Annotated in this window: 21 protein-coding genes; 8 read left to right on the top strand and 13 right to left on the bottom strand. The window is 61.0% G+C overall.

All coding sequences use genetic code 11. From position 1 onward, the window contains the following. Positions 1–151: 151 nt before the first annotated feature. Together ACWTV1_RS01025 and ACWTV1_RS01030 are read right to left on the bottom strand one after the other, a co-directional pair. Complete coding sequence (locus ACWTV1_RS01025) at positions 152–1,339, bottom strand: GAF domain-containing protein (RefSeq protein ID WP_498503775.1); 1,188 nt, start codon at positions 1,337–1,339, stop codon at positions 152–154. Between the two features lie 97 nt (positions 1,340–1,436). Then, the gene (locus ACWTV1_RS01030; RefSeq protein WP_100389308.1) at positions 1,437–1,799 is read right to left on the bottom strand and encodes a DUF5997 family protein; all 363 of its coding nucleotides are present in this window, start codon (positions 1,797–1,799) and stop codon (positions 1,437–1,439) included. A gap of 37 nt (positions 1,800–1,836) precedes the next feature. On the opposite strand from ACWTV1_RS01030, the gene ACWTV1_RS01035 reads away from it, so the two are divergent. Continuing rightward, a complete protein-coding gene (locus ACWTV1_RS01035; RefSeq protein WP_498503776.1) occupies positions 1,837–2,556 on the top strand; it encodes a LysR family transcriptional regulator substrate-binding protein in 720 nt (239 codons plus the stop codon). A 10-nt stretch (positions 2,557–2,566) separates the two neighbouring features. On the opposite strand, the gene ACWTV1_RS01040 is transcribed toward ACWTV1_RS01035, so the two are convergent. From ACWTV1_RS01040 to ACWTV1_RS01050, 3 genes are all read right to left on the bottom strand, one after another. Then, positions 2,567–3,280 carry a GDSL-type esterase/lipase family protein gene (locus tag ACWTV1_RS01040; protein ID WP_498503777.1) on the bottom strand — a complete coding sequence of 238 codons (714 nt, stop codon included), beginning with the start codon at positions 3,278–3,280 and terminating at the stop codon, positions 2,567–2,569. 223 nt (positions 3,281–3,503) lie between these two features. Continuing rightward, positions 3,504–4,349 (bottom strand): ABC transporter permease, encoded by an 846-nt coding sequence (locus ACWTV1_RS01045; RefSeq protein ID WP_100389015.1) that lies wholly within the window; start codon positions 4,347–4,349, stop codon positions 3,504–3,506. Next, the gene (locus ACWTV1_RS01050; RefSeq protein WP_498503778.1) at positions 4,346–5,365 is read right to left on the bottom strand and encodes an ATP-binding cassette domain-containing protein; all 1,020 of its coding nucleotides are present in this window, start codon (positions 5,363–5,365) and stop codon (positions 4,346–4,348) included. The genes ACWTV1_RS01045 and ACWTV1_RS01050 overlap by 4 nt, the downstream gene beginning before the upstream one ends. 78 nt (positions 5,366–5,443) lie before the next feature. Between ACWTV1_RS01050 and imuA' the strand changes: the two genes are divergently transcribed. The 4 genes from imuA' (at position 5,444) to ACWTV1_RS01070 (ending at position 11,727) form a co-directional block, all read left to right on the top strand. Then, positions 5,444–6,280, top strand: coding sequence for a DnaE2-dependent mutagenesis accessory factor ImuA' (gene imuA', locus ACWTV1_RS01055; protein WP_498503779.1), 837 nt, complete (start codon positions 5,444–5,446; stop codon positions 6,278–6,280). A gap of 58 nt (positions 6,281–6,338) precedes the next feature. Then, a complete protein-coding gene (locus ACWTV1_RS01060; RefSeq protein ID WP_498503780.1) occupies positions 6,339–7,925 on the top strand; it encodes a DNA polymerase Y family protein in 1,587 nt (528 codons plus the stop codon). Continuing rightward, on the top strand, positions 7,925–11,368 hold the full coding sequence (locus ACWTV1_RS01065) for an error-prone DNA polymerase (protein WP_498503781.1): 3,444 nt from the start codon (positions 7,925–7,927) through the stop codon (positions 11,366–11,368). Before ACWTV1_RS01060 ends, ACWTV1_RS01065 begins: the two co-directional genes overlap by 1 nt. A gap of 155 nt (positions 11,369–11,523) precedes the next feature. Continuing rightward, the gene (locus ACWTV1_RS01070) at positions 11,524–11,727 is read left to right on the top strand and encodes a cold-shock protein (protein ID WP_100389010.1); all 204 of its coding nucleotides are present in this window, start codon (positions 11,524–11,526) and stop codon (positions 11,725–11,727) included. 163 nt (positions 11,728–11,890) lie between these two features. Here the strand turns inward: ACWTV1_RS01070 and ACWTV1_RS01075 are convergent, their stop codons facing one another. The 3 genes from ACWTV1_RS01075 to ACWTV1_RS01085 all read right to left on the bottom strand — a co-directional run bounded on the left by ACWTV1_RS01075 (position 11,891) and on the right by ACWTV1_RS01085 (position 15,406). After that, positions 11,891–13,660: a DEAD/DEAH box helicase gene (locus ACWTV1_RS01075; protein WP_498503782.1), complete on the bottom strand. Its 1,770-nt coding sequence runs from the start codon at positions 13,658–13,660 to the stop codon at positions 11,891–11,893. Positions 13,661–13,753: 93 nt separating this feature from the next. Then, positions 13,754–15,001, bottom strand: a complete 1,248-nt coding sequence (dinB, locus tag ACWTV1_RS01080) for a DNA polymerase IV (protein WP_100389008.1) — start codon at positions 14,999–15,001, stop codon at positions 13,754–13,756. 141 nt (positions 15,002–15,142) lie between these two features. Beyond that, positions 15,143–15,406: a GlsB/YeaQ/YmgE family stress response membrane protein gene (locus ACWTV1_RS01085; protein ID WP_100389007.1), complete on the bottom strand. Its 264-nt coding sequence runs from the start codon at positions 15,404–15,406 to the stop codon at positions 15,143–15,145. A 154-nt stretch (positions 15,407–15,560) separates the two neighbouring features. On the opposite strand from ACWTV1_RS01085, the gene ACWTV1_RS01090 reads away from it, so the two are divergent. Next, the gene (locus ACWTV1_RS01090) at positions 15,561–16,322 is read left to right on the top strand and encodes an SGNH/GDSL hydrolase family protein (RefSeq protein ID WP_498503783.1); all 762 of its coding nucleotides are present in this window, start codon (positions 15,561–15,563) and stop codon (positions 16,320–16,322) included. A gap of 123 nt (positions 16,323–16,445) precedes the next feature. Here the strand turns inward: ACWTV1_RS01090 and ACWTV1_RS01095 are convergent, their stop codons facing one another. The 3 genes from ACWTV1_RS01095 to ACWTV1_RS01105 all read right to left on the bottom strand — a co-directional run bounded on the left by ACWTV1_RS01095 (position 16,446) and on the right by ACWTV1_RS01105 (position 19,728). Then, positions 16,446–17,552, bottom strand: coding sequence for a fatty acid desaturase family protein (locus ACWTV1_RS01095; RefSeq protein WP_498503784.1), 1,107 nt, complete (start codon positions 17,550–17,552; stop codon positions 16,446–16,448). 111 nt (positions 17,553–17,663) lie between these two features. Next, on the bottom strand, positions 17,664–18,890 hold the full coding sequence (locus ACWTV1_RS01100) for a D-alanyl-D-alanine carboxypeptidase family protein (RefSeq protein ID WP_498503785.1): 1,227 nt from the start codon (positions 18,888–18,890) through the stop codon (positions 17,664–17,666). A 34-nt stretch (positions 18,891–18,924) separates the two neighbouring features. After that, entirely contained in the window at positions 18,925–19,728 is an 804-nt protein-coding gene (locus ACWTV1_RS01105; protein WP_498505014.1) for a TrmH family RNA methyltransferase, read from the bottom strand. A gap of 82 nt (positions 19,729–19,810) precedes the next feature. On the opposite strand from ACWTV1_RS01105, the gene ACWTV1_RS01110 reads away from it, so the two are divergent. Next, positions 19,811–20,641 (top strand): Sir2 family NAD-dependent protein deacetylase, encoded by an 831-nt coding sequence (locus ACWTV1_RS01110; RefSeq protein WP_498503786.1) that lies wholly within the window; start codon positions 19,811–19,813, stop codon positions 20,639–20,641. A gap of 55 nt (positions 20,642–20,696) precedes the next feature. Continuing rightward, positions 20,697–21,329 (top strand): histidine phosphatase family protein, encoded by a 633-nt coding sequence (locus ACWTV1_RS01115; protein WP_498503787.1) that lies wholly within the window; start codon positions 20,697–20,699, stop codon positions 21,327–21,329. Positions 21,330–21,365: 36 nt separating this feature from the next. Here the strand turns inward: ACWTV1_RS01115 and ACWTV1_RS01120 are convergent, their stop codons facing one another. Further along, positions 21,366–22,451 carry a glycosyltransferase family 4 protein gene (locus ACWTV1_RS01120; protein WP_498503788.1) on the bottom strand — a complete coding sequence of 362 codons (1,086 nt, stop codon included), beginning with the start codon at positions 22,449–22,451 and terminating at the stop codon, positions 21,366–21,368. Next, positions 22,451–23,359 carry an alpha/beta fold hydrolase gene (locus ACWTV1_RS01125; protein WP_498503789.1) on the bottom strand — a complete coding sequence of 303 codons (909 nt, stop codon included), beginning with the start codon at positions 23,357–23,359 and terminating at the stop codon, positions 22,451–22,453. The genes ACWTV1_RS01120 and ACWTV1_RS01125 overlap by 1 nt, the downstream gene beginning before the upstream one ends. Positions 23,360–23,491: the final 132 nt, after the last annotated feature.

Genomic DNA, 23,491 nt, shown 5'->3' on the forward strand with positions numbered 1-23,491 from the left:
GGCTGCTGGCACGGGTTACAGGCTTGACGGGGGCTGCCTTAGGAAAACAGGAATCGCACAGGCCGTTTTCAAAACCGTGGATGCACTCAGTGCCAGACATAGGGTCCTCTCTCGGAGTTCAGAAATGACCTCCGTATCCAAGGTACGGCAATTATCGACGTCGTATTGCCGACTCTGCACGTCGAGCGAGTTCACGAAGGAGTGTTTCGTGGCTCAGATCGAAGCGCCGTGGCCCAGTGTCGAAGACGCAGACTGCCCCCACGATGTCGCCGTTCGGTGCGGCAATGGGATAGCCAGCATAGAAACGGATGCGCGGCCCACGCACTACCCACGGGTGCTCAGCGAACCGCTCGTCTTTCAGGGTGTCTTCGAGCACTACGAGGCTGCGAGTAGTGAACGCGCGGCTGCAGAACGCACCGGCTTCATCACGCCGCATGTCCCCCACACCGGATGTTGAGGTGAACCAGTGCGCTTCTTGATCGTGGAACGTGACTGCCGCTCCCGTTGTGTCAAAGAGCACTCGGGCAGAGTTCATGATGGTGGTCAACGAACTCGAGACCGACGCCTTGGTGAGTAAGGAGCCGTCGAAGCGAGCAAGTACAGGGGCGGTCGAAGCGGTCGAGGCCGGTGGTAATGCGACGCTGGCAAGCTGCGCCGCTACCGTCGGTGCGAGCTCTTTGGCCCAGTGAGCGTAAGTCGGACTGTCGAGAGAGATCGCGGTTGTGCCCGCCCTTGCCGTGGCCGGAACATAGGTGACGCTGGGGCGCGAAGAACACAGCTGCTCGCTGATCTCGTCGAGGTTTCGGATATTGCGGTTCACGATCGCCAGCAGCGGCACGGGCAGCGAAACGAATTCATCGATGGGCGCAATACCCAAGAGGAAAGTGTGGAGCGCACCGCCACCTGAATCCCGGATGGTGTAGAGTAACGCAGTCAGATTTCGTCGCCAGCCGAAGAGCGAGCGGAACCGCAAAACCTCGCCACCGCCTAGCGTTAACACGAGTGCGTCGAAGCGATCCAGACTGGCCCAGTTGACTACTACGCCGACATCGGCGGCAGACAGGGTGGGTTCCGAGACGATGTCGACACTGCACCCTCGACGGGTCAGTGCAGAAAGCTCCCGCGCAAGATGGCCTCCGAGGCCGAGCTCGTGAGTATGTACCCCGAGGCCTGCTGACTTCCCAGGCCCCACCAACAGCACCTTGTCGGGATCAGGCCCGATGGCTTCGGCGCGTGGGTCATCGCTTGGCGCAATCAGCGCGCGCCACCGTTGCGGATAAACCGCAAGCCACAGAGTAATTATTGGCCACGCCGATAGCGCAGCATAGCTACGAAGCAATCAGTTCCCCACCCGAACGCCCAGACACGGGCACTCTAGGCTGCTCAGTATAGAGCTGAATACTTTTCAATACCAGCGAGTATGAGGAAAACTGAAATTACTTGCGAGCGGCCTTCGCAGCGCGCTCTGACTTCACGCGGGCGTTCTCTTCGTTGACCGCAGCGTGCGTCGCGCGCTCAACGACGAGCCACTCTGGCATCTCGACAAGCAACGCCTTGATCTCGGCGGTCGTCATGACATCGGGTGCCCCAGCGCGAGCGAGCCCCGACGCCGAAACGCCGAGTTTCTGGGCCACGACCAAGCGAGGGTGCGGGCCGTCAGCGCGCAGCTTCGTGAGCCACTCGGGAGGAGTGGCAAGAAGTTCTGCAAACTCTTCGCGGCTAATTTCGGAATCGCGGAACTCTTCCGGGGCGGCGGGGAGGTAAATCCCCAGCTTCTTGGCGACGGTTGCGGGCTTCATGGTCTGGACTGGCACACCCCAAGACTAACCTGAACACATGCCAACATCATTCACTGTCGCCTTTGTGCTGGGGGCGACGCCCGGCAAATGGTCGCGCGTCTGGCGGGAACGGCTTCCAGAGACCCCGATTGAGCTTGTGCCGAGCGAACAAGACGATGCACTTGCGATGCTCACGGCGGGCACCGCTGACGTCGCCCTCGTGCGCCTGCCCATTGATCGCGCCGTGGACAGCGATCGCCCTCTTGCGGCTATCCCGCTCTACACCGAACGTGCCGTTGCCGTGATTCCCAAGGAACACGATCTGGCTCAGGGGGACGAAGTGACCCTCGCCGAACTCGACTCTGCTCACCGCATTACTGAGGAATGGCGTGCAGCGGTCGACTTGGTCGCCGCGAACATCGGCATCACTGTGATCCCCCAGGCTGTCGCCCGCGCTCTCCAGCGCAAAGACGTCGTATCGCGAATCATTAGTGATGGCCCTGAGTGGCAAGTCGCCGTGGCATGGCGCGATGGTTCCGTGGACCCCCTCGTCGAGGAATTCATTGGGATCGTGCGCGGCCGCACCGCCAAAAGCTCGCGTGGCACCGCCGGCGGCTCGGAGGCAGAGGAAGCAGAGTCGCCGAAGCGGGCTCCCCGAGCATCCGCACCGAAGAAGTCCACCTCGCAGCGCGCCAATCCCCGATCTTCTGGGGGCAAAGCAGCACCGCGCCGCCCGGACCGACCGGCATTCAATCGGAACAAACGCCGTAAGGGCTAATCTGCTTCGACTATCCCCCGGTGCTATCTAGGGGAAGATGTGCGACAACGTCGGGAATGAGGCTGGCTGCCCACTCTTGGTAGCGCGATCGTCCTTCGATGTTTTCGGCATCCTCCGCTACCGGCCGAAATTCGACACGGTGGACGCGATCGTGCGCGCGCGCTGTGGCAGCAAGTTGCTCGTTGAAGCCGGCTGCGGTCTGGCCAATACGGCGCTGGTAGGCCGTAGCTAAGGTCGACATTTTGGGAGTATTGCAATCGACCAAAAAGACTTGGGTGTGAGGCGCTGATCGTTGGAGCACGCTCGCAACCAAAGTTTCAAGCTGAGCGCCCCAGCGCCGTGGTGGCATCAGTGTGAGAATCTCGAAGGTGCCGAACGAGAGCACGACAACGTCGGCATCGCCGAGCAGCCGGGAAGTTAGTTGCTTCCGCGCTCGAGGCAGAGAGAAACCGGGGGCGGTAATGGTGGTGACTTCGGCGCCCCGTTGTGTCTGAGCCGTCAATGCTCGAGCGAAGGAGCCTCCCAAAGCAAGTTCGTGAGACGCAACGCCGTAGCCGATGACGATCCCGGAGCCAGCAAGAATAACTTTGTGGGGTTTGGTACCGTCGGCAAACACGGTCGGGTTGTCTTTGGGGCGCGGGTACCCACGCCACGAGTTAGGCGACATGCGCACCCACGTGAACATGAAGATTTTCATGACAGCGTGTTCTAGGGTGGCGAACATCTCGCGAACTCCGTTTCGGGTGGCGCCCTCGAGCGTCGAGTGGGTCAGTCTCGGCGTGTTTTCCCGGCGGGACGGGCAACTCCAATTACGCGAAGATTATCACCGAAAAACCGTTGTTCCTATAGTAAAAATTGAAATGGTCGCGCTCTCACATCACTGATGAGGCGCCGGTTCGGGGCAGCGTCGTAGCGCGGCCGCAGACGCGGTCTGCTCCCCTGCTGAACTAGCGGCTGCTGATGTTGGCGAACTTGCGCACCGCGAGCGGTACGAAAATAGCGAGCATAACGACGATGCCGATGAGAACCGTGAGCACGGGATGCTGTTGCGTCCACACCTCAGATTGAGCTGAACCGGCAGGAGTATTGCCGAAGAGTTCGCGGGCCGCCTGTACGAGAGCAGAAACAGGATTGAACTCAGCGAAAACCCGCAAGGGTGTTGGCAGGGTTTCGGCGGGAACGAAGGCGTTGGAGATGAACGTGAGCGGAAAAAGCACCAGGAACGAAACGTTGTTGATGACTTCGGGGCTGCGCACGCTCATGCCGATAAAGGCCATAACCCACGACAGCGCGTAGGCAAAGAGCAGGAGGAGGGCGATTGCGGCAAGCGCCTCGAGCGGGCTGGAGTTGATGCGCCATCCGACGATCAAGCCGGTCGTCATCATGACGATCATCGAGATCGAGTTAATGAGAAGGTCACCGTTGGTGCGGCCCACGAGAACCGCGGAGGGGCTCATGGGCAGTGTGCGAAAACGGTCGATGATGCCGTCTTTGAGGTCTTGAGCCATGGCCGACCCGGAATAGGTGGAGCCGAAAACGACGGTTTGGGCGAAGATGCCAGCCATGATGAATTCGGCGTACGTGCTGCCGGGAATGTCGATGACGCCGGCATAGACATAGGTGAAGAGCAGCACGAACATAATGGGCTGCAGTGTCGTGAAGACCAGGATGTCGGGAACACGCTTGATCTTGATGAGGTTGCGGCGGGTGGTGATCCAGCCGTCATTGAGCCAATTCATCACTGGTGAAGCGGCAACGGAGTTGGGCGTTGGCGTGGGAATAGTGGCGGTCATTTCTGGGCCTTCCGTGACGATGGTGCATCTGTGTTTTCGGTGCCCGTTGCGGCAGCGTCGTCGGCGCTTGCCGTATGGCCGGTGAGCTTCAAGAACACGTCGTCGAGAGTGGGGCGACGCATGCCGGCGTCATAGAGCGGGATGCCGCGGCTGGCGAACTCGATAAGGATGAGCTGCAGTGCTGCAGGAGCATCTTCCGCGTTGACGGTAAACCCGCGACCGTCGAGACTCACGGCAGGTTCGGTGCTGCCGAAACGGGTGAGGATTTCGCGGGCTGCGGTCGCGTCATCCTGCGACACCAGACTGAGCTCGACGCGCTGACCGCCGATGGACGCTTTGAGTTCGTCTGAGGTGCCCTTGGCAATGACTTTGCCGTCATCGATCACGGAAATGCTGTCGGCGAGCTGGTCGGCTTCTTCGAGGTATTGGGTGGTGAGAAGCACTGTCGTGCCCTCCCCCACGAGCGTGGTGATGATCTCCCACATACCAATGCGGCTGCGGGGATCTAGCCCGGTGGTCGGCTCGTCGAGAAAGAGCACCGGTGGGCGCATCACCAGGGCACCCGCGAGGTCGATGCGACGACGCATGCCGCCGGAGAAACCTTTGACGGGGCGGTTTTGGGCTTCGGTGAGGTCGAAGAGGTCGATAAGTTCACGCGCTCGCGCACGCGACTGCTTGGCGCCGAGGTGGTAAAGCCGGCCCACCATATCGAGGTTTTCGAAGCCAGTGAGGTTTTCGTCAACGGCCGCATATTGCCCGGAAACCCCGATCATGGGGCGAATGCGTTCGGGCGATGCGATCACATCGACGCCGTTGATCGTTGCTGTACCGGAATCGGGGCGTGTCAGTGTGGTGAGAACCTTGACGGTGGTGGTTTTGCCCGCACCGTTAGGGCCGAGAAGCGCCGTCACCGTGCCCTGCGGAACCTCGAGATTGAGGCCATCGAGAGCGTGCACGGGAGAAGCGCCTTTGGGCGTGTACGTCTTCTTGAGATCTACTGCTTCGATATAACTCACGAGGTAACGGTAGGCGATGGCGCCGACATCCGAAAGACACGCCGGTGGATGTCGTACGCAATTGACACACTCGAACATATGTTCGAATATGAACAGGTGTCCCCTGTATCTGCCTCCGCCGCTTCAGCGACCGCTGAAGTCTTTTCGGCTGAGCGCAGTGGCGGCGGCGACCGCGGTAGTGGTGGGGTTGCGAGTGCAGTGGGCGGCAGCCTGTCGGCGGCAGAACGCGTCGCTGAGTTGCAAGCACGTATCGGTCAGATGCAGTCCCGCACGCTCAGTTCGAAGCTCATTCCCACTCACCCCGTTATCGCTTCCTTGTTGCCCGGTGGCGGCTTGCAGCAGGGCAGCGTCTATTCGGTCGATAGCTCGGCGATGCTCCTCATGACGCTTTTGGCTGCGCCGTCCGCAGCGGGATCGTGGTGCGCTGTTGTCGGGGTGCCCGAGTTTGGCATTGAAGCAGCCCAGCGTTTCGGGGTCGACCTCGAACGGCTCGTGTTGGTGCCGCATCCGGGTGATCAGTGGTTGGCGGTAACGGCAGCGATCGCCGACGTGGTGGATGTCGTGGTGGCGAGGCCGCCTCGTCGTGCGTCAGACTCTGCGGTTGCCAGACTCGCTTCGCGCCTGCGACAACGCAAGTCGACGCTGCTCATGGTTGGCTCCTGGCCGCAGAGCGAAGCGATGCTGTCTCTCGGCGAAAGCCGGTGGCATGGCATTGGTGAGGGTCACGGGCACTTGGCCGCGCGCGAGGTCACGATCACGGTGACGAGCAAGAACGCGGGGCGCCCCCGCAGCGCCCGGGTCTGGTTGCCGGATGCTGCGCAGACCGTTCGCTCGTACAGCGCTGCGGATTCTCCGGCCGCGTCTGATTCTGCTCCCCCGCAGCTGCGGCCAGTTCCACACCGGGTGTCGGCGTGATGGTGTTTGCGGCAATGGCGGCCGCGACAGTGACAGCGACAGTCCCGGCGGTGGCAGCGTGAGTGCGGCATCGACGGTTCCAGAATCGCTGCCGCGAGTTCTCGTGGTGTGGGCTCCGGACTGGCCGATTGTTGCCGCCCGCCAGCACGAGAAGCTGCCGGCGGATGCTCCCCTCGTTCTTGTCGAGAAGGGTCTCGTGTTCGCGGCGGCGGCATCCGCTCGCGCCGAGGGCGTCACGAGGGGGTTGCGGCTGCGGGAGGCCCAGTCGCGTTTTCCCGGCATCATTGACCGGCCTTACGATCCGGCTCTCGATAGCCGTGCCTTCGAGCCGGTGTTGACGGCGATAGAAGAGCTGATTCCCGGAGTGCAGTTGTTGCGGCCGGGGATGTGTGCCGTGAAGGTACGCGGAGCCGCCCAGTACTACGGCGGTGAAAAAGCTGCCGCATTGACAGTGATTGCTCGCGTGAATGAGATCGCGGCCTCCGATGCTCGGGTGGGGGTAGCGGATGCGCTCTTCACGGCGGTCCACGCTGCCCGCAGCACCATTGCTCGTGATCCGCGTTCGCGGGTTAGCCACGTGCGGGTGGTCACTGCCGGTGACTCTGCTGCGTTTCTGGCCCCACTCCCGCTGGCGGTGTTGGAGGAGCCTCACATCGTTTCGCTGTTGTCGAAGCTGGGGATTTCGACGCTCGGTGAATTTGCGCATCTCGATCGCACCGATGTCCGCGTTCGTTTTGGTGAGCCGGGAGCGCGTTTGCATGCTCTTGCCAGTGGCCGCGACCCGCAGGCGTTTGTGGCCCGCACTCCCCCGCTCGACCTTGATGTCGTTCTTGATTTTGAGCCAGCGCTCGACCGCGTCGATCAGGTGGCATTTGCGGTTCGTGGCCGTGCCGACGACTTTATTGATGCTCTGATGCGGGCTCAGTTGGTAGCGACGGCGATCCGGGTCGAACTCGATTCCGAATCGGGTGAGGTAGCCGAACGGGTGTGGCTGCATCCCCGTTCCTTCAGCGCCAGCGATGTTGTTGATCGAGTGCGGTGGCAGGTGCAGGGTTCTAACCTCATCGAGGCAGGGCTCAGTTCAGGCATAAGTCGAGTACGCATTGTTCCCGAAACTGTGGATGAGATTGGTCACCACGAGATCGGACTGTGGGGTTCCGGGCTAGAGCCCCGCATCCACCATGGCCTTTCTCGAGTGCAGAGCATGCTCGGCCACGGAGGAGTTCTTGTGCCGTCGATTGAGGGCGGGCGCACCCTCAGCTCCCGCCAGCGACTCACGGCGTGGGGCGACCGCAGCGTTGCCGAGCGATCTCCTCAACGCCCGTGGCCTGGCGCATTGCCCGATCCCCTGCCGGGAACGGTGTTCTCTAGTCGTCACGCCGTTCATGTTTTTGCGGCCGATGGAACTGCCGTGGCTGTGGATGAGCGGGGCCAAGTTCTGGCGCCACCCGCCCGGTTCTCGACGAGCGATTCGCGATCGCGCAGCCTCACAGCGTGGGCGGGGCCGTGGCCTCTCGCCGAACGCTGGTGGGAGGCGGGGTCGTCAGGTCCCTCGTGGCGGTTCCAGGCCGTTGATGACACCGGCTGTGCCTGGCTTCTTGTGCTCGATAACGGTGGCTGGTGGGCTGAAGCGAGGTATGACTAATGGCCTGGAGTAATCCGCCTATCTCGTGGAAGAAGCTGGAGCGCACGCTGTCGGGCTTCGGCACGGTCACGCCGATCGGTGAAGCTGGTGATGGGCGTGCCCAGTCTCTCGTGTCGAGCAAACGAGCGCCCTACATCGCGCCGGTGGAACCACCGGCTGACGCCACCGTGGCACCCGCGAACGCCGGCGATGTGGTGCCCTATGCCGAACTGCACGCGCATTCGAGTTTCAGTTTTCTTGATGGCGCGAGCATGCCCGAAAAACTTGCCGAGGAGGCGTCCCGCTTGGGGCTGAGCGCGCTTGCTCTTACCGATCACGATGGGCTGTACGGCATCGTGCGCATGGCAGAAGCGGCAGCCGAACTGGGATTGCGAACGATGTTTGGGGCAGAGCTGTCGCTGGGGCTTAGCGGTCCGCAGAACGGCATCGCCGATCCCGAGGGCGACCACCTTCTTGTGCTGGCGCGCAAAGAAGAGGGCTATCACCGTCTCGCTTTGGCGATTACTCGTGCCCAGCTTGCCGGTGGAGAAAAGGGGCGGCCGCGGTACGACCTCGATGAGTTGGCCGAGTTGGCATCAGGCCACTGGTTCATTCTCACCGGATGCCGCAAAGGAGCAGTACGTCGAGCGCTGGCGGGCCCCGACGGCACGAACGCTCCCACCGCGGAATCACTGTTCGCGGCCGGAGCAGAACTCGACACCCTCTGCACGCTTTTCGGGCACGATTCGATAGTCGTCGAGCTCTTCGATCACGGCTATCCACTCGATTCGGCGTACAACGACGCCCTCTATGGCTTAGCTGCAGAGCGTGGACTGCGGGTCGTCGCTACCTCGAACGCGCACTACGCCACTCCCCGCCAACACCACTTGCACTCCGCGATTTCGGCGGTGCGAGCCCGGCGCAGTCTCGACGAGATGGATGGTTGGCTCCCCGCAGCAGGAACCGCGCACTTGCGGTCAGGGGCTGAGATGGCTGCGCGGTTCGCTCACTATCCCGGAGTGGTAGCCGAGACGGTGCAGATTGCAGAAGAGGCCGCTTTCGAGTTGCGGCAGGCAAAACCTGCCCTGCCCGATCAAGATGTTCCTGAGGGCCATACCCCGGCGAGTTGGTTGCGAGAACTGACGTGGGCGGGAGTGAAAGACCGCTCCATTGAACTGTCTGACGAGAATCGGGCCCGCATTCAGCGTGAGCTCGATGTGATCGAGGAGAAGAGTTTTGCCGGCTACTTCTTGATCGTGCACGACATTGTGGCCTTTGCTCGGGGGCGAGGAATCCTGTGCCAGGGGCGCGGCTCAGCTGCGAGTTCTGTGGTCTGTTACCTCCTCAAGATCACTGCGGTTGATCCCATTCGCTACAAACTCCCCTTCGAGCGTTTCATTTCGGCGATGCGCGAAGAAGAGCCAGACATCGACGTCGACTTCGATTCCGAGCGCCGCGAAGAAGTCATTCAGTATGTCTTTGAGCGCTACGGGCGCGAGAACGCCGCTCAAGTGGCCAATGTGATTCAGTACCGTCCTCGTTTCGCCGTGCGGGATATGGCGAAAGCACTCGGTCATAGCCCCGGGCAGCAGGATGCGTGGTCGAAGCAAATGGAGCGCTGGGGCTCTGATGTCTCGGGAATCGACCACGACATCCCCGATTCGGTGTTGGAGCTTGCCCAGCAGGTCATGAAGTTTCCCCGGCACTTGGGCATCCATTCGGGCGGCATGGTGTTGACCCAGCGTCCGGTCGGCGAAGTGGTGCCGATCGAGCACGCGCGCAAAGAGAAGCGCACGGTGGTGCAGTGGGATAAAGATGATTGCGCCTGGATGGGGCTGGTCAAGTTCGATCTGCTCGGCCTTGGCATCCTCTCGGCCATGCAGTACAGCTTCGATTTGGTCGATGAGGCTCTGGGCGAACGCTGGGATCTCGCCACGATCCCGGCCGAAGAGCAGGGCGTCTACGACCAACTCTGTCGAGCGGATGCCATCGGTGTCTTTCAGGTCGAGAGCCGCGCGCAAATGGGGCTGCTGCCGCGCCTCCAGCCGCGCGAGTTCTATCACCTCGTCGTTGAGATCGCGCTTGTGCGCCCCGGCCCGATCCAGGGTGGTGCCGTGCACCCCTACGTTCGCCGCAAGATGGGCGCCGAACCGATTACTTACCTGCACCCCAACCTTGTGGAGCCGCTCGAGCGCACCCTCGGCGTGCCCATCTTTCAAGAGCAACTCATGCAGATCGCTGTGGCGGTGGGCGGGTGTTCGGCCGATGACGCCGACCTGCTGCGTCGCGCGATGGGTTCTAAGCGCGGTATCGAGCGAATCGACAAGCTCCGCACCAAGCTCTATGCCGGAATGGCTAGCAATGGCATTACCGGGGCGGATGCCGACCGCATTTACGAAAGCATCCAAGCGTTTGCCGGTTTCGGTTTTGCCGAAAGTCACGCTCTGAGCTTTGGGCTGCTGGTTTATGCCAGCGCCTGGGTGCGACTGCACTATCCGGCAGCTTTCTTGGCGGCGCTATTGCGGGCGCAACCCATGGGCTTTTATTCGCCGCAGTCGTTGGTGGCGGATGCTCGACGCCACGGTGTGGTCGTGCGTGGTCCCGACATCCAGCTCTCGGGGGTTTTCGCTTCTCTCGAACCACACGAAGGTCGAGTGGGGGCAACGGGCAGCGATCAGTGCCTCGCTGCGGAGCAGCCTCCCGTGGGCCTGTTCGATCGTTCTGCGCACTTTGACACCGACGACCACCGTCGTGACGGATCTTTTGCCGTACGGCTCGGTTTTGACGAGGTCAAGGGCATCGGCACGCCGGTAGCGGAAAAAATTGTGGCGGCGCGCGAGGCCGGCGAATTTACGTCGATGAACGATGTGGTGCGCCGGGTGGGCCTCACAACGAAACAATTGGAAGCATTGGCGGCAGCGGGAGCATTCGAGAGTCTCGAACTCACGAGACGCGAAGCGATGTGGAATGCCGGCTCGGCCGCCCAAGACCGTGAAGAGTTTTTGCCGCACAGCATGGTGGCGGTGCAGCCCCCTCTCTTCTCGATGGCTACCCCGGTCGATGACCTCATGGCTGACCTCTGGTCAACCGGAATTTCGCCCGCCAGTCACCCCGTTGCCCACATCAGGCCCGCTCTGGCGCGCCGTGGCGTGCTGAGCGCGAGCGATCTTGTGACCGCAGAATCGGGTCGTCGCGTCGAAATTGGGGGCGTAGTGACCCACCGTCAACGCCCCGCCACTGCCAGCGGAATCACTTTTATGAATATCGAGGATGAGACGGGCCTGATCAATGTGATCTGCAGCGTCGGGGTGTGGGGCCGCTATCGGCGTGTCGCTCGGGATAGCGCCGCCCTCATTGTTCGCGGGGTGCTGGAGAGGTCTGTTGACGGCGTAATCAATGTGGTTGCTGACCGTTTTGAACCACTTTCAGGACTCCCTCGCACCCAATCTCGTGACTTTCATTAGTGACCAATTCATTACCGTTATGTGACTTTTTCGAAATACATGACACATGCAGGGCTTTCCTGCTATAGCCTTAGGCCATCGTTCATGTTCTATACAAAGGCATGAAGGCGGCCTCGACTGTCGGGGCCTGAAGAACGCTCCTGGAGGAGTTTTAAATGGCACTAGGTACCGTCAAGTGGTTCAACGCAGAAAAGGGCTTTGGATTCATCGCCCCCGAGGATGGAAGTCCTGACGTGTTCGCCCACTACTCGGCCATCGCAACAAATGGCTACAAGTCGCTCGACGAAAACCAAAAGGTTGAGTTTGACATCACACAGGGACCCAAGGGTCCCCAGGCGGAGAACATCCGCCCCCTCTGATCTTGATAGTTCAGTAATGAGAACGCCCCCGGTCCTATACCGGGGGCGTTTTCTTGTTAACGACGTTTTTTTAGCAACAACGATGATGGGGCTCACGCACACAGGATGACCGCGGCTTCTAGACAGCCGCGTTTTTTGCGTTAACGATCACGCAGAGCGGCTTCTAGGAGTGAAAACCCTTGCGCAGGTAATCGATGCGGGTCTGCAATTGCGTGACAGTGGCCTGAGCGACCGCAGGACCGCCACAGACGCGTCGGAGCTCGGCGTGGATCAATCCGTGCGGTTCGTTAGAAAGCTTCGCTCTGCGGCCCACGAGGTTGTTCAGCAAGGTCCGCTGCTCTTTGAGCGTGCGATACAGCGGAGCGGGTTGTTCAGCCTTCGGCCGGCTCTCAGCGCGCTTTGACTGACGCTTCTGGCGCTGCATGAGTAGCTCACGCACTTGCTCGGGCTCCAGAATGCCGGGAAGGCCAATGAAGTCGAGCTCTTCGTCGCTGCCCGGCTCAGCGGCAAAGCCGAACTCAGCGCCGTCGAATAGCACCCGGTCAAAGTTCGCCTCTGACTCCAGCGCTTCCCACGTGAACTCGTCCGCAAGTTCGTCGCTCGTCTTCTCTTCGCGGTTCTCCGCATCAAGGAGGCTGTCGTCGAGCAGTTCGTCGCCTGTTTCTTTACGATCAAGCGCGTGATCGCGCTCTTTTTCGAGCTTGCCGGCCAGATTCATGAGGTTCGGAACACTCGGCAAGAAGATCGACGCTGTTTCGCCTCGACGACGGGTACGCACAAAGCGTCCCACTGCCTGAGCGAAATAGAGCGGGGTAGATGCCGACGTCGCGTACACACCAACCGCCAGTCGAGGAACGTCGACGCCCTCTGACACCATGCGCACAGCGACCATCCAGCGACTATCGCTCTCGGCGAAGGTCTCGATGCGCGACGACGACTCTTTCTCATCGGAGAGCACGACCGTGGCGGGCTCCCCCGTGATGTCCCTGATGAGTTTGGCGTAGGCGCGCGCCGCGAGCTGATCCGTCGCGATCACGAGCCCTCCGGCATCCGGAACAGAGTGGCGAATCTCGCTGAGGCGACGGTCGGCAGCCCGTAGCACGGCCGGCATCCATTCGCCCTTGGGATCAAGTGCTGTGCGCCACGCTTGCGCCGTAACGTCTTTGGTGTCTCCTTCGCCAAGGCGGGCTTCCATCTCGTCGCCCATGCGCGTGCGCCACTTCATCTTGCCGGCGTAGGCCATAAAGATCACGGGGCGAACAACGCCGTCTTCGAGCGCGCGACCGTAGCCATAGCTGTAGTCGGTAACTGAGGTGCGGATGCCCTCATGGTTGGGCGCGTAGGTGACGAAGGGAATGGGGGCAGTGTCGCTGCGAAAGGGTGTTCCGGTGAGCGAGAGTCGGCGCGTGGCGCGACCGAAGGCGGTGTGAATCGCGTCGCCCCAGCTGAGAGCATCACCGCCGTGGTGCACCTCGTCGAGGATGACGAGGGTGCGGGCGGAGTCAGTGATCTCCTGGTGGAACGATGCCTTCATTGCCACCTGTGCGTAGGTGACGGCGACGCCGTGAAAACGACGGCCGCCCCACGCATCGCCATTGGAGAACGACGGATTCAGGCGCAGACCAACGCGGTTGGCAGCATCTGCCCACTGGCGTTTGAGGTGGTCAGTCGGCGCAACAACGGTGACGCGGTCGATCTCGCGACGGGCTATGAGTTCAACAGCCAAGCGCAGTGCGAAAGTGGTCTTGCCTGCGCCCGGGGTTGCCGCGGCGAGAAAGTCACGCGGCTCTTTCTCGAAGTACAGGTCAAGCGCTTCTGCCTGCCAGGCCCGCAATTTGGATGCGGTGCCGCGGGCGGCGCGTTCAGGATACGACGGTGAGAGATGTTCCGCCGCGAAGGTGCCCACGGTGGGGGCTGGCAATGGAGTACTCACTTGATAAGACTTTACCGTTCACTTCTGACAACCGCGTTCGTGTCGGCTGCGTTTTTTGACCTGCTGCGAATTCCGAGCTGTTGAAGAAGAGAGCTAGTCGCGTTGGCCAAGCCGAGGACGCTCAGAGCGTTGCGAGCCGAGCAACCGGGCTGGACCGATAGCGCCGGTGCCGAACCGAGCGGATGCCGCCTCCATGGCTTCTTCGGCATCCCGCCAGCCGTCGGTCGTGTCCCACAAACTCATCTGCCCGCCTCCGGGCTCGACGAGTTGCTCACCGCGCACGCCGACGAGGCGCACCGGTCGGCCCTCTCGAGCGAAGTCGGCGTAGATGTCGCGCACGGTCTCGTACAGCGTGCGGCCGAGGTCGGTGGGGTCGGGAAGCTTGCGCGACCGAGTGATGGTGCTGAAGTCCTCGAAACGGAGTTTGAGCACGACGGTGCGTGCCTCGACGCCCCCGGCCCGTAATCGAGCGGCGACTTTGCCGGAAAGTCGAAGTAATTCTCGACGAATCTCATCGGCATCGAGCACGTTGTATTCAAACGTGGTTTCGTGCCCGATGCTCTTCTCGGCTGCTCGTTCGACTACCGGGCGTGGGTCGTTGCCCCAGGCGAGGTTGTGCAGTTTGACTGCTCCCGCCTCGCCGACGGCGCGAGTGAGCGTTTCGCGATCTGCGTGGGCGACATGGGCAATGGTCGTGAATCCGCGCTGCTGGAGGGCCTCGGCGGTCTTGCCGCCAACGCCCCACAACGCGGAGATGGGAAGGGGGTGAAGAAACTCGACGGTCTTGTCGGCAGGGATGACCAGAAGTCCATCGGGCTTGGAGAGCCCGGATGCCACTTTTGCCACATATTTCGAAGCAGCTGCTCCGACCGAGCACACCAGCCCGGTTTCTTCGAACACTCGCTTGCGCAGCAGTGTGGCCACCTCGATCGGTGAACCATAGATCGCGCGGGCGCCTGCAACATCCAAGAAAGCTTCATCGATGCCAAGCCGCTCGACCTTGGGGGTGAGTTGGTCGCAGATGTCGAAGACAACCGACGAAAAGTGCTGGTAGCGCTCAAAGTGCGGCTCGAGAACGATGGCGTGAGGGCAACGGCGCAGTGCCAGCGCCATGGGCATCGCCGAGTTCACGCCGAACTTGCGGGCCTCGTACGTTGCTGCAGTGACCACGGACCGAACTGAGTTGTGCCCGACGATGACGGGCTTGCCCACGAGCTCCGGATGATCCAAAAGCTCCACGGATGCGAAGAACGCATCCATGTCGACGTGGAGGATCGTGGCAGTGCTGTCGTCGACGCCCGCCGCGGTTACGTGCCGCGTTCGACCGTCTTGCTTACCCATGGGCTTATTGTCTCAGGTACCGCTGACGTTAGAGCTTCGCCATCGACTCGGCGCCCGCCTTTGGCGACGTTGTGCGGACGCAAAAAAGGCGGTGCACCCAAGTGCACCGCCCTATTTGTGAAGCTGTCTAGCTAAGAGTGTTTAGCGACGTGAGCCGCGCGTGATCAGTCCGTAGAGGAAGAGCACGAGTACCGAGCCGCCGATTGCGACGAGCCAGGTTTCAATTGAGAAGAATGTCTCGAGCTCGACACCGAAGATGGCGCCTCCGACAAATCCTCCGACAAGAGCACCTACTACACCGAGCAGGAGTGTTGCGAGCCAACCGCCGCCTTGGCGTCCGGGCAGAATTGCCTTAGCGATTGCTCCAGCGATCAGTCCCAGGACGATCCAACCGATGATTCCCATTGTGTGTTCTCCAAACGGTGGTTAAGTAGTTTTCGTTGTGAAAACCAACAGAGACGACTTAACCACGTGCCCTGTACGAGGGTCAAAGTAATTCAGGTGGCTCACAGGAAGCACACGGGTAGCGCACAGAGGAATTGTGAGACAAGGTAGAAGTATGCAACAGGAACATCCTTGGAGTAGATATGTCGCGATCGGCGACTCGTTCACCGAAGGCATAGGAGACCCCGAGCCCGACTCCCCCGGCGGCAATCGTGGCTGGGCGGACCGCGTGGCCGAAGTGCTTGGCTCGCGCAAACAGGACTTCGCCTACGCGAACTTGGCGATCCGAGGCCGGCTGCTCAATCAGATTGCTAGCGAGCAACTGGAGCCGGCGCTCGAGCTGAAGCCTGACCTCATCAGCGTGTCTGCGGGCGGCAACGACATCATCCGCCCCGGTTCGGATGCTGACGAGGTTGCCGGCCGCGTCGACGAGCTCGTGCGTCAGCTGCGCAGCGACGGCGCTACGGTCGTGCTCTTCACGGGGCCCGACATCGGGATGACGCCAGTTTTGAACCGAATGCGCGGCAAGGTAGCCATCTACAACGAGAACATCCGGGCTGTAGCTCAGCGCCATGACGCGATCGTGGCTGACATGTGGTCAATGCGTGAGCTGGGCGACCCGCGCATGTGGGCCCCCGATCGTTTGCACTTCTCCGCAGTGGGCCACCACACGGTTGCCCGGATGGTGCTGGATGCTCTCAATGTCGAGAATGATCTCGAACCTTTCCAGCCAGAGCCGCTACCGCCGCGGCGGTGGCGTCAAGCGCGCGTCGAAGACATGGGTTGGGCTCGCGAGCACCTCGTGCCGTGGGTACTGCGTCGCGTTCGCCACCAGTCGTCTGGAGACAACATCACGGCCAAGCGCCCCGGCTTCTAGTTCAGGCCAGCTCGGGCCAGTCTCCAGCGACCGCTGCCTCGCCAGCGGTCGCTGTGCGCCCCATGACCGCAGAAAAGGCCCTCACCTAGTGGTGAGGGCCTTTTCTGTGAACTCAAGCGGCAGTTAGCCGCTGTAGCCGGTGCGTCCTGCTGCCGGGCAGTCGAACGGATCGCCCTCGGCGCTCAGGCCGACCTCGTTGAGGTGGCGAATAACGATGCCATAGGACGTAAAGAGACCGACCTCGGTGTACTTGATGTCCTTGGTCTTGCAGTACTCCTTGACGATCTCTTGCGCGCGGCGCAAATGTGGTCGCGGCATAGTCGGGAACAAGTGATGCTCGATCTGGTAGTTGAGGCCGCCCATGAAGTGGTTCATAAAGTGACCGCTACGGATGTTGCGGCTCGTGAGTACCTGACGGCGCAGGAAGTCGACCTTGGAGCCCTTGGGCAGGATCGGCATTCCCTTGTGGTTGGGCGCGAATGATGCGCCCATGTAGAGACCGAAGATTCCCATTTGCACGCCGAGGAAGGCGAAAGCCATTCCGAGGGGCAGGAAGCTGAACACGATCGCGAGGTAACCGATGTTGCGAACTAGCAACAGCGTGATCTCGAGCCAACGCTTGTCGACCTTCTTCTTGAAGTTGAAAACTTCTTGGAAGGCGTGCGAATGAAGGTTGAAGCCCTCAAGCAAGAGTGCAGGAAAGAACAGGTAGCCCTGGCGGTTAGCCATGAACTTAGTGAGTCCCTTGAGGCCGACAGCCTTTTCCTTCTGGAAAATGATGAAGTCAGTCTCAATGTCGGGATCTTTGTCGACAGTGTTGGGGTTCGCGTGGTGACGCGAATGCTTGTTCATCCACCACGCGTAGCTGATGCCGACCACGAGGTCGGACATCAACCGGCCGAGCGTGTCGTTGAGCTTGCTCGACTGGAAGACCTGGCGATGTGCCAACTCGTGAGTCAAGAATGCGTATTGCGTGAAGATGATACCCATCGCCGCGGCGATGAGAAGGATGTACCACGTGCCGGCGAGCATCGCGAAGCCGACCCAAGCGCCAGCCATGGCGAGGGTGATGACGGCAAAAGTGGTGATGTAAAAGCGTTTGCTGCGACGCAGTAGGCCGGCCTCGCGCACAGTGCGCAAGAGGGCGGCGAAATCGCTCATCTGGCTACCGACGCCGCGGGGACCAGTTTTAATTACACGTACGGGATCGGCTGAGAGAGAACTACTCACGTGACCTCAGATATTTTCGAATGACTTCCCAGTCATGTGACAAGCGAGCAAGTGCTCCAGATACACTCCACCTTATCGCGGCCGCCTGTGAGCGCCGTGTCTATTCGATAACTAAAACATCGCGGCCGGATTTGTCAGTCTCCACCATGGCCCTGGATCGTCAATCTCGCCGCTCAAGACCAGCGGCACGCTAAACGTCTCGTCTCCGACCCGGAATTCCACGGTTCCTGCGCTCTTCCCGGCATCCGCGGTACGCACAGTCGGCACATTCACGCTCATTGAAATCTCGTCTTCGCCCCACACGACTGCGCTGACGGTGGACTCCGAGATGGCGGACGCTTCGTCACCCCACGGCGTGTCATATTCGGCGAACTCTTCGTCAACGCTGGCGAGTGTCACTTCGGAGTAGCCGGCGGTCGCATCCGCAATGAGTTCCTGGATCGCGGCGTTAATAGTGGGATGGTCTGGCCCGCCCACGACGGCGCCGACGAGCGTAATCACGGTGTCACCAACGGAAACATCAGCCGAGAAGAGAAGGCACGACCAACCCTCGTCAAGGGTTCCCGTCTTAATTCCATCTACGCCATCGATGCCGAGGAGCTTGTTGCTGTTGCTGACCGTACCGATGCCGGGGATCTCTGCAGTCGAGCTCGACACGATCTGTGCGATGACGGGATTCTCGATGGCCAACCGCGCGATCTCGGTCAGATCAGCAGCCGTGCTCCGATTGGTTTCTTGGATGCCCGATGCTTCGGTTAGCGTCGTGTCTGCCAGACCCTTGCTGTCTAGCCACGCCGCGGCCGCGGCAACGAACGCTTCTTCGGAGCCGAAAGCCCAGTGGGCCAGCGATTGAGCGTAGTTATTTGCCGACGGGAGCAAAACGACAGTCAAAACATCGCGTTGCGAGAGTTGTTGGCCGACATAGACAGGGGCGACCGAACCGTATTGAGCGAGTTGGTCGTAGTAATAATCGACGTCCGTTTGACCAAAGGTGATGGTCGGTCCCGCTTCATCCGCAGCGAGTGGCTTGGCATCGAGAACGACCAGCGACGTAATGATTTTCGTGATCGAGGCAATTGGTACAGCTTCTGCGCTACCAGCCTGAGCCAAGACACCAGGGCGGTCGAGTGCACCTATCGCCGAAGCGCCGTATCCCGGAAGGGTAATTTCAGGTACTGCTACCTCGGGCTCAGCTACGGGCACCACGTTCGCGGAGATCGCATCGAGAGGGGCTAGCAACGTCAGGGGCAAATAGAACGTTAACGAGAATGCAACGGCTACAGCGGAGAAAACGACGATGCGACGGCGACGGAAGATTTGGCGTTGAGTCAGCGGCACCGGATAACGCTAACAGGTGCGGGGCGGTGGAAACCTAGCGCACCCGAAGTGTGTACATCCCGACAGCACTCGCCGCGGCAACGTTGAGCGAATCGACCCCGTGCATCATCGGAATCTTCACGACGGTGTCGGCAGTTTCGATAGTGCTGCGCGAGAGGCCGTCGCCTTCCGTGCCGAGAATGAGAGCGACGCGCTCGGGTGCTGTCGCGGCAAAAGTATCAAGGTCGACCGAGTCGTCGTTGAGGGCCAGCGCAGCGAGATGAAACCCTGCAGCCTTGAGCTCGGCGGCGTCTTCGGGCCAGTTCGGGATGCGCGTCCAGGGCACCTGCAGCACCGTGCCCATGCTCACGCGAACGCTGCGGCGGTACAGGGGATCTGCGCAGCGGGGCGTGATCAGCACAGCGTCGGCGCCCAGAGCAGCCGCCGAGCGGAAGATCGCACCCACGTTGGTGTGGTCAACGATGTCTTCGAGAATGACGATCCGACGTGCATCCTTCACCAGATCAGCAACCGTGGGGAGAACAGGCCGATGCATGGATGCCAAAGCCCCCCGGTGCAGGTTGAAGCCTGTCAATTGCTCGAGCAAGTCTGATTCGCCCACGTAGACCGGCGTCTCGGAGTCTCCCAGCAGTTCAGCCACATCGTCGAGCCACTGCTCCAAAACTAAGATCGCACGCGGCTGATGGCCGGCACGCAGCGCACGGGCGATGACCTTCGATGACTCGGCGATATAGAGACCACCGGCGGGTTCGGTGCGGCGACGCAGCGCGACATCCGTGAGGTTAGCGAAGTCGCTGAGGCGAGGATCGGAGAGATCGGTGACTCGGATGACGTTCACGGTGTGTTCCCAACTGTGCGGTTTCGCCATCAGGTGAATCTCTCATGGCGCTTATCGTGCTCGAAGTGCTTACGCTTGAAGTGTGAATACACTCCCGCTCAGCGACGATATTGATCGTGCTGCCGAGCTTCTTCAGGGCAAGCTCATTAGCGTACTCACTGGCGCGGGCCTCAGCACCGATTCGGGCATACCTGATTATCGCGGTGAAGGCGCCGCTGTGCGCAATCCGATGACTTTCCAGCAGTTTCAGAGCTCGCCGGAATTCCGTCAACGGTATTGGGCGGGCAGTCACCTCGGCTGGAAGCGTTTCGCGGCCTCCACGCCCAACGATGGCCATGAGGCGCTTGCCGCATTCGAGCGCTTGGGCCTCAGCAACGGCATCGTCACTCAAAATGTCGACGGATTGCATTTGCGGGCAGGCTCCAAGCGCGTTGTCGACGTCCACGGCAGCATCGACCGGGCTCGATGCTTGCGTTGCGGTCAGTACTTTGCACGTACTCCCCTAGCCGCCCGGATCTCCGAACTCAATCCTTGGCTCGAAGAGTCGGACTCCCACACTCTCAACCCCGACGGCGATGCCGACGTGCATAACGTAGATGACTTCATTGTTCCGGATTGCACGGTGTGCGGCGGGCTGTTGAAGCCGGATGTTGTCTTCTTTGGCGAGTTCGTGCCGACGCGAAAGTTCCAACTTGGTGCCGCGCTCGTGGACCAATCGCAGGCGATGATCGTCGCCGGGTCCTCTCTCGTGGTGAATTCCGGCATCCGCTTGGTCGAACGCGCCATGCGCAAGAAGATTCCGCTCGTGATTATCAATCGCGGAACCACAAAGGCCGATCGTCGAGCCGACGTTAAGATTGACGGTGGTGCTTCTGCGGTTCTTGGCGAACTCGTGGAACGGCTAGCCGCGTAGTAACCGGCGCATCTCAGCTCGCCCGCGCTGAGTCCTGACTTTCGAATGGAGCGTTGTGTTCATCTATCTTGTGCGGCACGGAGAGACCGACTGGAATCTTCAGCGTCGCATTCAGGGCAGCACCGACATCCCGCTCAACGACACTGGTCGTGCTCAGGCTCGAACCACCGGTGCCCTTCTCGCTCGCCGCCAATGGAACGGTATTTTCGCCAGCCCTTTGTCGCGCGCCATGGAGACCGCCGAGATCATCGCCGCCGAGGTGGGGCTGCCGGCACCCGAGCCCATCGCTGCTGTTGTCGAACGCAACTACGGGGTTGCCGAGGGGCGCACTGCCGAGCAGATCGATGCCATTTATTCGGCGGATGTCGAAGTCCCGGGTCGCGAATCACGAGAGTCTGTTGTCGAGAGAGTTCTTCCCGCGCTCGTGACGCTCGCTGAAGAGCACCACGGTGAGTCGATCATCGTGGTTGCCCACGGAGGCGTCATTGCCGCTGTTCTCGCCGCTGTCGCTCCCGATCACCCTCATGGTCGGATCGCGAACGGCTCGGTGCACAGCTTCCGTCACGACGACGGATCTCTGACCTTGGTGGACTTTAACGACCCGATTGAAGAAGAGTCAGAACGCCAGGGCGGCGAAGACTTTGCCGCTCAGAACGCTCTCGCTCGGCGGGAAACCACCCTTGAGTAGTTCATGCTCGCTAGCGCTTCTTCTTAGCGCTTCTTCTTAGCGCTTCTTCTTAGCGCGACGAGCGGTAACAGCATCTTCTAGCGCTGTGTAGAGGGTTGCAGCGCCCTTCTCCCAGGAAAATTCAGCTGAGCGCTCTCGCGCCGCGGTGGAACGTTCCTGCCACGTTGCGGGGTCTTCGAGAGCTTTCACTTCGCGTACGAGCTCGGAAGGGTCATCCGGGCTGAAGAATCCCCCGGCCGGACCAGAGATTTCGCGGAAGATCTCTGTGTCGCTAACCAATACGGGAGTTCCGAGAACCATTGCCTCAACCTGCGGTAGGCCAAAGCCTTCGTCGCGGGATGCCGTAACCAAAGCGGTGGCGCGTGACAGCGTCTCGGCGTACACCTCGTCGCTCGCCCCGTTGTGGAATACGAGACTGTCGGCGGGCGCAAGTGCAGTGAGCTCTGCTCTGTTAGCGTCATCGACCCGGCTCATTAAGTGCAGGGTGTAGCCCGGAAGGTCGTGGAGCGCGCGAGCGATCAGACCGACATTCTTGTACGGCATGTACGAGCCCATGTAGACGAGCTCACGTGTGGTCGGTGCACTACGTGGGGTGTACTCCCCCGGGCTATCCGTGCCGAGCGTCACAACCGAAATCGGATTGCGAGTGAGCTTGTGCTCGAGCATCTGATTGCGCGTGGTGTGGGAATCGGAGACGTGTCCATCTGCCGTGTTCAAGAGGGCGCGTTGGAACGCCCAGGTCAGGTGGTAGAGGCGCCACATGACGCGCACCGCCGCGGGCAGATTGTGGGGTGGTGTGGGGTGCTTGTAGTAGATGAGGTCGTGCACCGTGGTGACGAGCGCATACTTACGGCCGAATGGCCCCATGGTTTGCATCGGCGTGAAGACGACATCCGGCTTGAGTTTGTTTACCTGAAGCGCCACGAAAGGTTCGAGGATGCCGGTGGGAGACGATGCCATCTCCCACGGCAGATCGGGCAGCAGCTCAAGCTGGCGCTTGTCGGAGATGAGCATCGTTACCGGGTGGACCTTGCTGATCTCCTCGACGAGGCGTGAGCCGTAGCGGCTAATCCCATCGTGGCGGCCGATGCGCGTGTATCGGCAGTCAAAAACGATCTTCATTAGTGGGGCTCCGCAACTGTTCCTGCGCCGAGGAACGAGACGATGAGTTCGGCAGCTTCGCGCGGCCGTTCATAGTGGATGAGATGACCGACGTTGTCGAAAATTTCGAGCTGAGAGTCGGCGAAAAGTGTGTGCAGTCGCTCTTGGGCGGGAACGGGACTGATCGGGTCGTTGCGCGCGCCAATCAGGAGTGTGGGCACCGTGATGCTCTCGGCAAACATGCTGACATCCGAACCGATCGAGGCTTCGAAGGCTTCGAGCAGGCTGTCGCGGTTGGCGTAGCTGCTGAAGTGAGCATGATGCTGTTGGTGCACCCAGCGGCGCAGCTCAGGGTTGCGGGTCTTGACCATGGCGAGACTCATCACGCGGACTACCAGCCAGTTGCTGAGCAGCGGTGCACCGATGGCGAGAGGGAGGGCGCGAGCAGCCTGATAAAACCACAGCGTGATCTTGCTGAGCACACCATTGGGCCCCGAGAGCGCTGGCGCAGCAATGGGATTCACCAGAATGAGTTGGGGCGTGGTGAGCCCGCGTGCAAGTGCAGCAGACACGACGATTGACCCGAACGAGTGCCCCAGAATGTACGCGCGACCGCTGAGCCCGAGTTGTCCTACGAACGCGTCGAGCCACAGCGCGTAGCCCTCGATGTCATGAACGTGCCCAGTGAGCGGTTCAGATTCACCAAAACCCGGAAGGTCAGGGCTAACGATGCGGATGCCGCGAAGGTGGGCGCAGACAGCCTCAAGACCGTGGTGGTCGCCCCGAAACCCGTGGACCAGCACCAGCACGGTGTCGGCGTCTGCGGGGCCGTACTCCCAGTAATGGGTGGATGACCCCAACACGGCTATTTCGGAGTGCTTCGCCGGTGTGGCGTCGAGCAGTGCTCCATAAGGCGATGCGGGCTTCATTCAGACAATCCTATGTAGTGCGGCGTCAGTTGGCGGCATTGAGCATACCGGGGCTGCTGCGGAGCAGTGCTTGGCTAGCCGCTTCCCCGCGGAGTGCCGCGAGCCGAGTTCCCGGTGTCAGTGTCGCGCTCT

It is taken from the genome of Salinibacterium sp. VpJ6 (genome assembly GCF_059767345.1).

Excerpts from the sequence above, each read along its gene's own strand:
- ACWTV1_RS01030 (WP_100389308.1), bottom strand. The coding sequence starts at position 1,799 with ATGAAGCCCGCAACCGTCGCCAAGAAGCTGGGGATTTACCTCCCCGCC.
- ACWTV1_RS01035 (WP_498503776.1), top strand. The coding sequence starts at position 1,837 with ATGCCAACATCATTCACTGTCGCCTTTGTGCTGGGGGCGACGCCCGGC.
- ACWTV1_RS01040 (WP_498503777.1), bottom strand. The coding sequence starts at position 3,280 with ATGTTCGCCACCCTAGAACACGCTGTCATGAAAATCTTCATGTTCACG.
- ACWTV1_RS01045 (WP_100389015.1), bottom strand. The coding sequence starts at position 4,349 with ATGACCGCCACTATTCCCACGCCAACGCCCAACTCCGTTGCCGCTTCA.
- imuA' (WP_498503779.1), top strand. The coding sequence starts at position 5,444 with ATGTTCGAATATGAACAGGTGTCCCCTGTATCTGCCTCCGCCGCTTCA.
- ACWTV1_RS01065 (WP_498503781.1), top strand. The coding sequence starts at position 7,925 with ATGGCCTGGAGTAATCCGCCTATCTCGTGGAAGAAGCTGGAGCGCACG.
- ACWTV1_RS01070 (WP_100389010.1), top strand. The coding sequence starts at position 11,524 with ATGGCACTAGGTACCGTCAAGTGGTTCAACGCAGAAAAGGGCTTTGGA.
- dinB (WP_100389008.1), bottom strand. The coding sequence starts at position 15,001 with ATGGGTAAGCAAGACGGTCGAACGCGGCACGTAACCGCGGCGGGCGTC.
- ACWTV1_RS01085 (WP_100389007.1), bottom strand. The coding sequence starts at position 15,406 with ATGGGAATCATCGGTTGGATCGTCCTGGGACTGATCGCTGGAGCAATC.
- ACWTV1_RS01090 (WP_498503783.1), top strand. The coding sequence starts at position 15,561 with ATGCAACAGGAACATCCTTGGAGTAGATATGTCGCGATCGGCGACTCG.
- ACWTV1_RS01120 (WP_498503788.1), bottom strand. The coding sequence starts at position 22,451 with ATGAAGATCGTTTTTGACTGCCGATACACGCGCATCGGCCGCCACGAT.
- ACWTV1_RS01125 (WP_498503789.1), bottom strand. The coding sequence starts at position 23,359 with ATGAAGCCCGCATCGCCTTATGGAGCACTGCTCGACGCCACACCGGCG.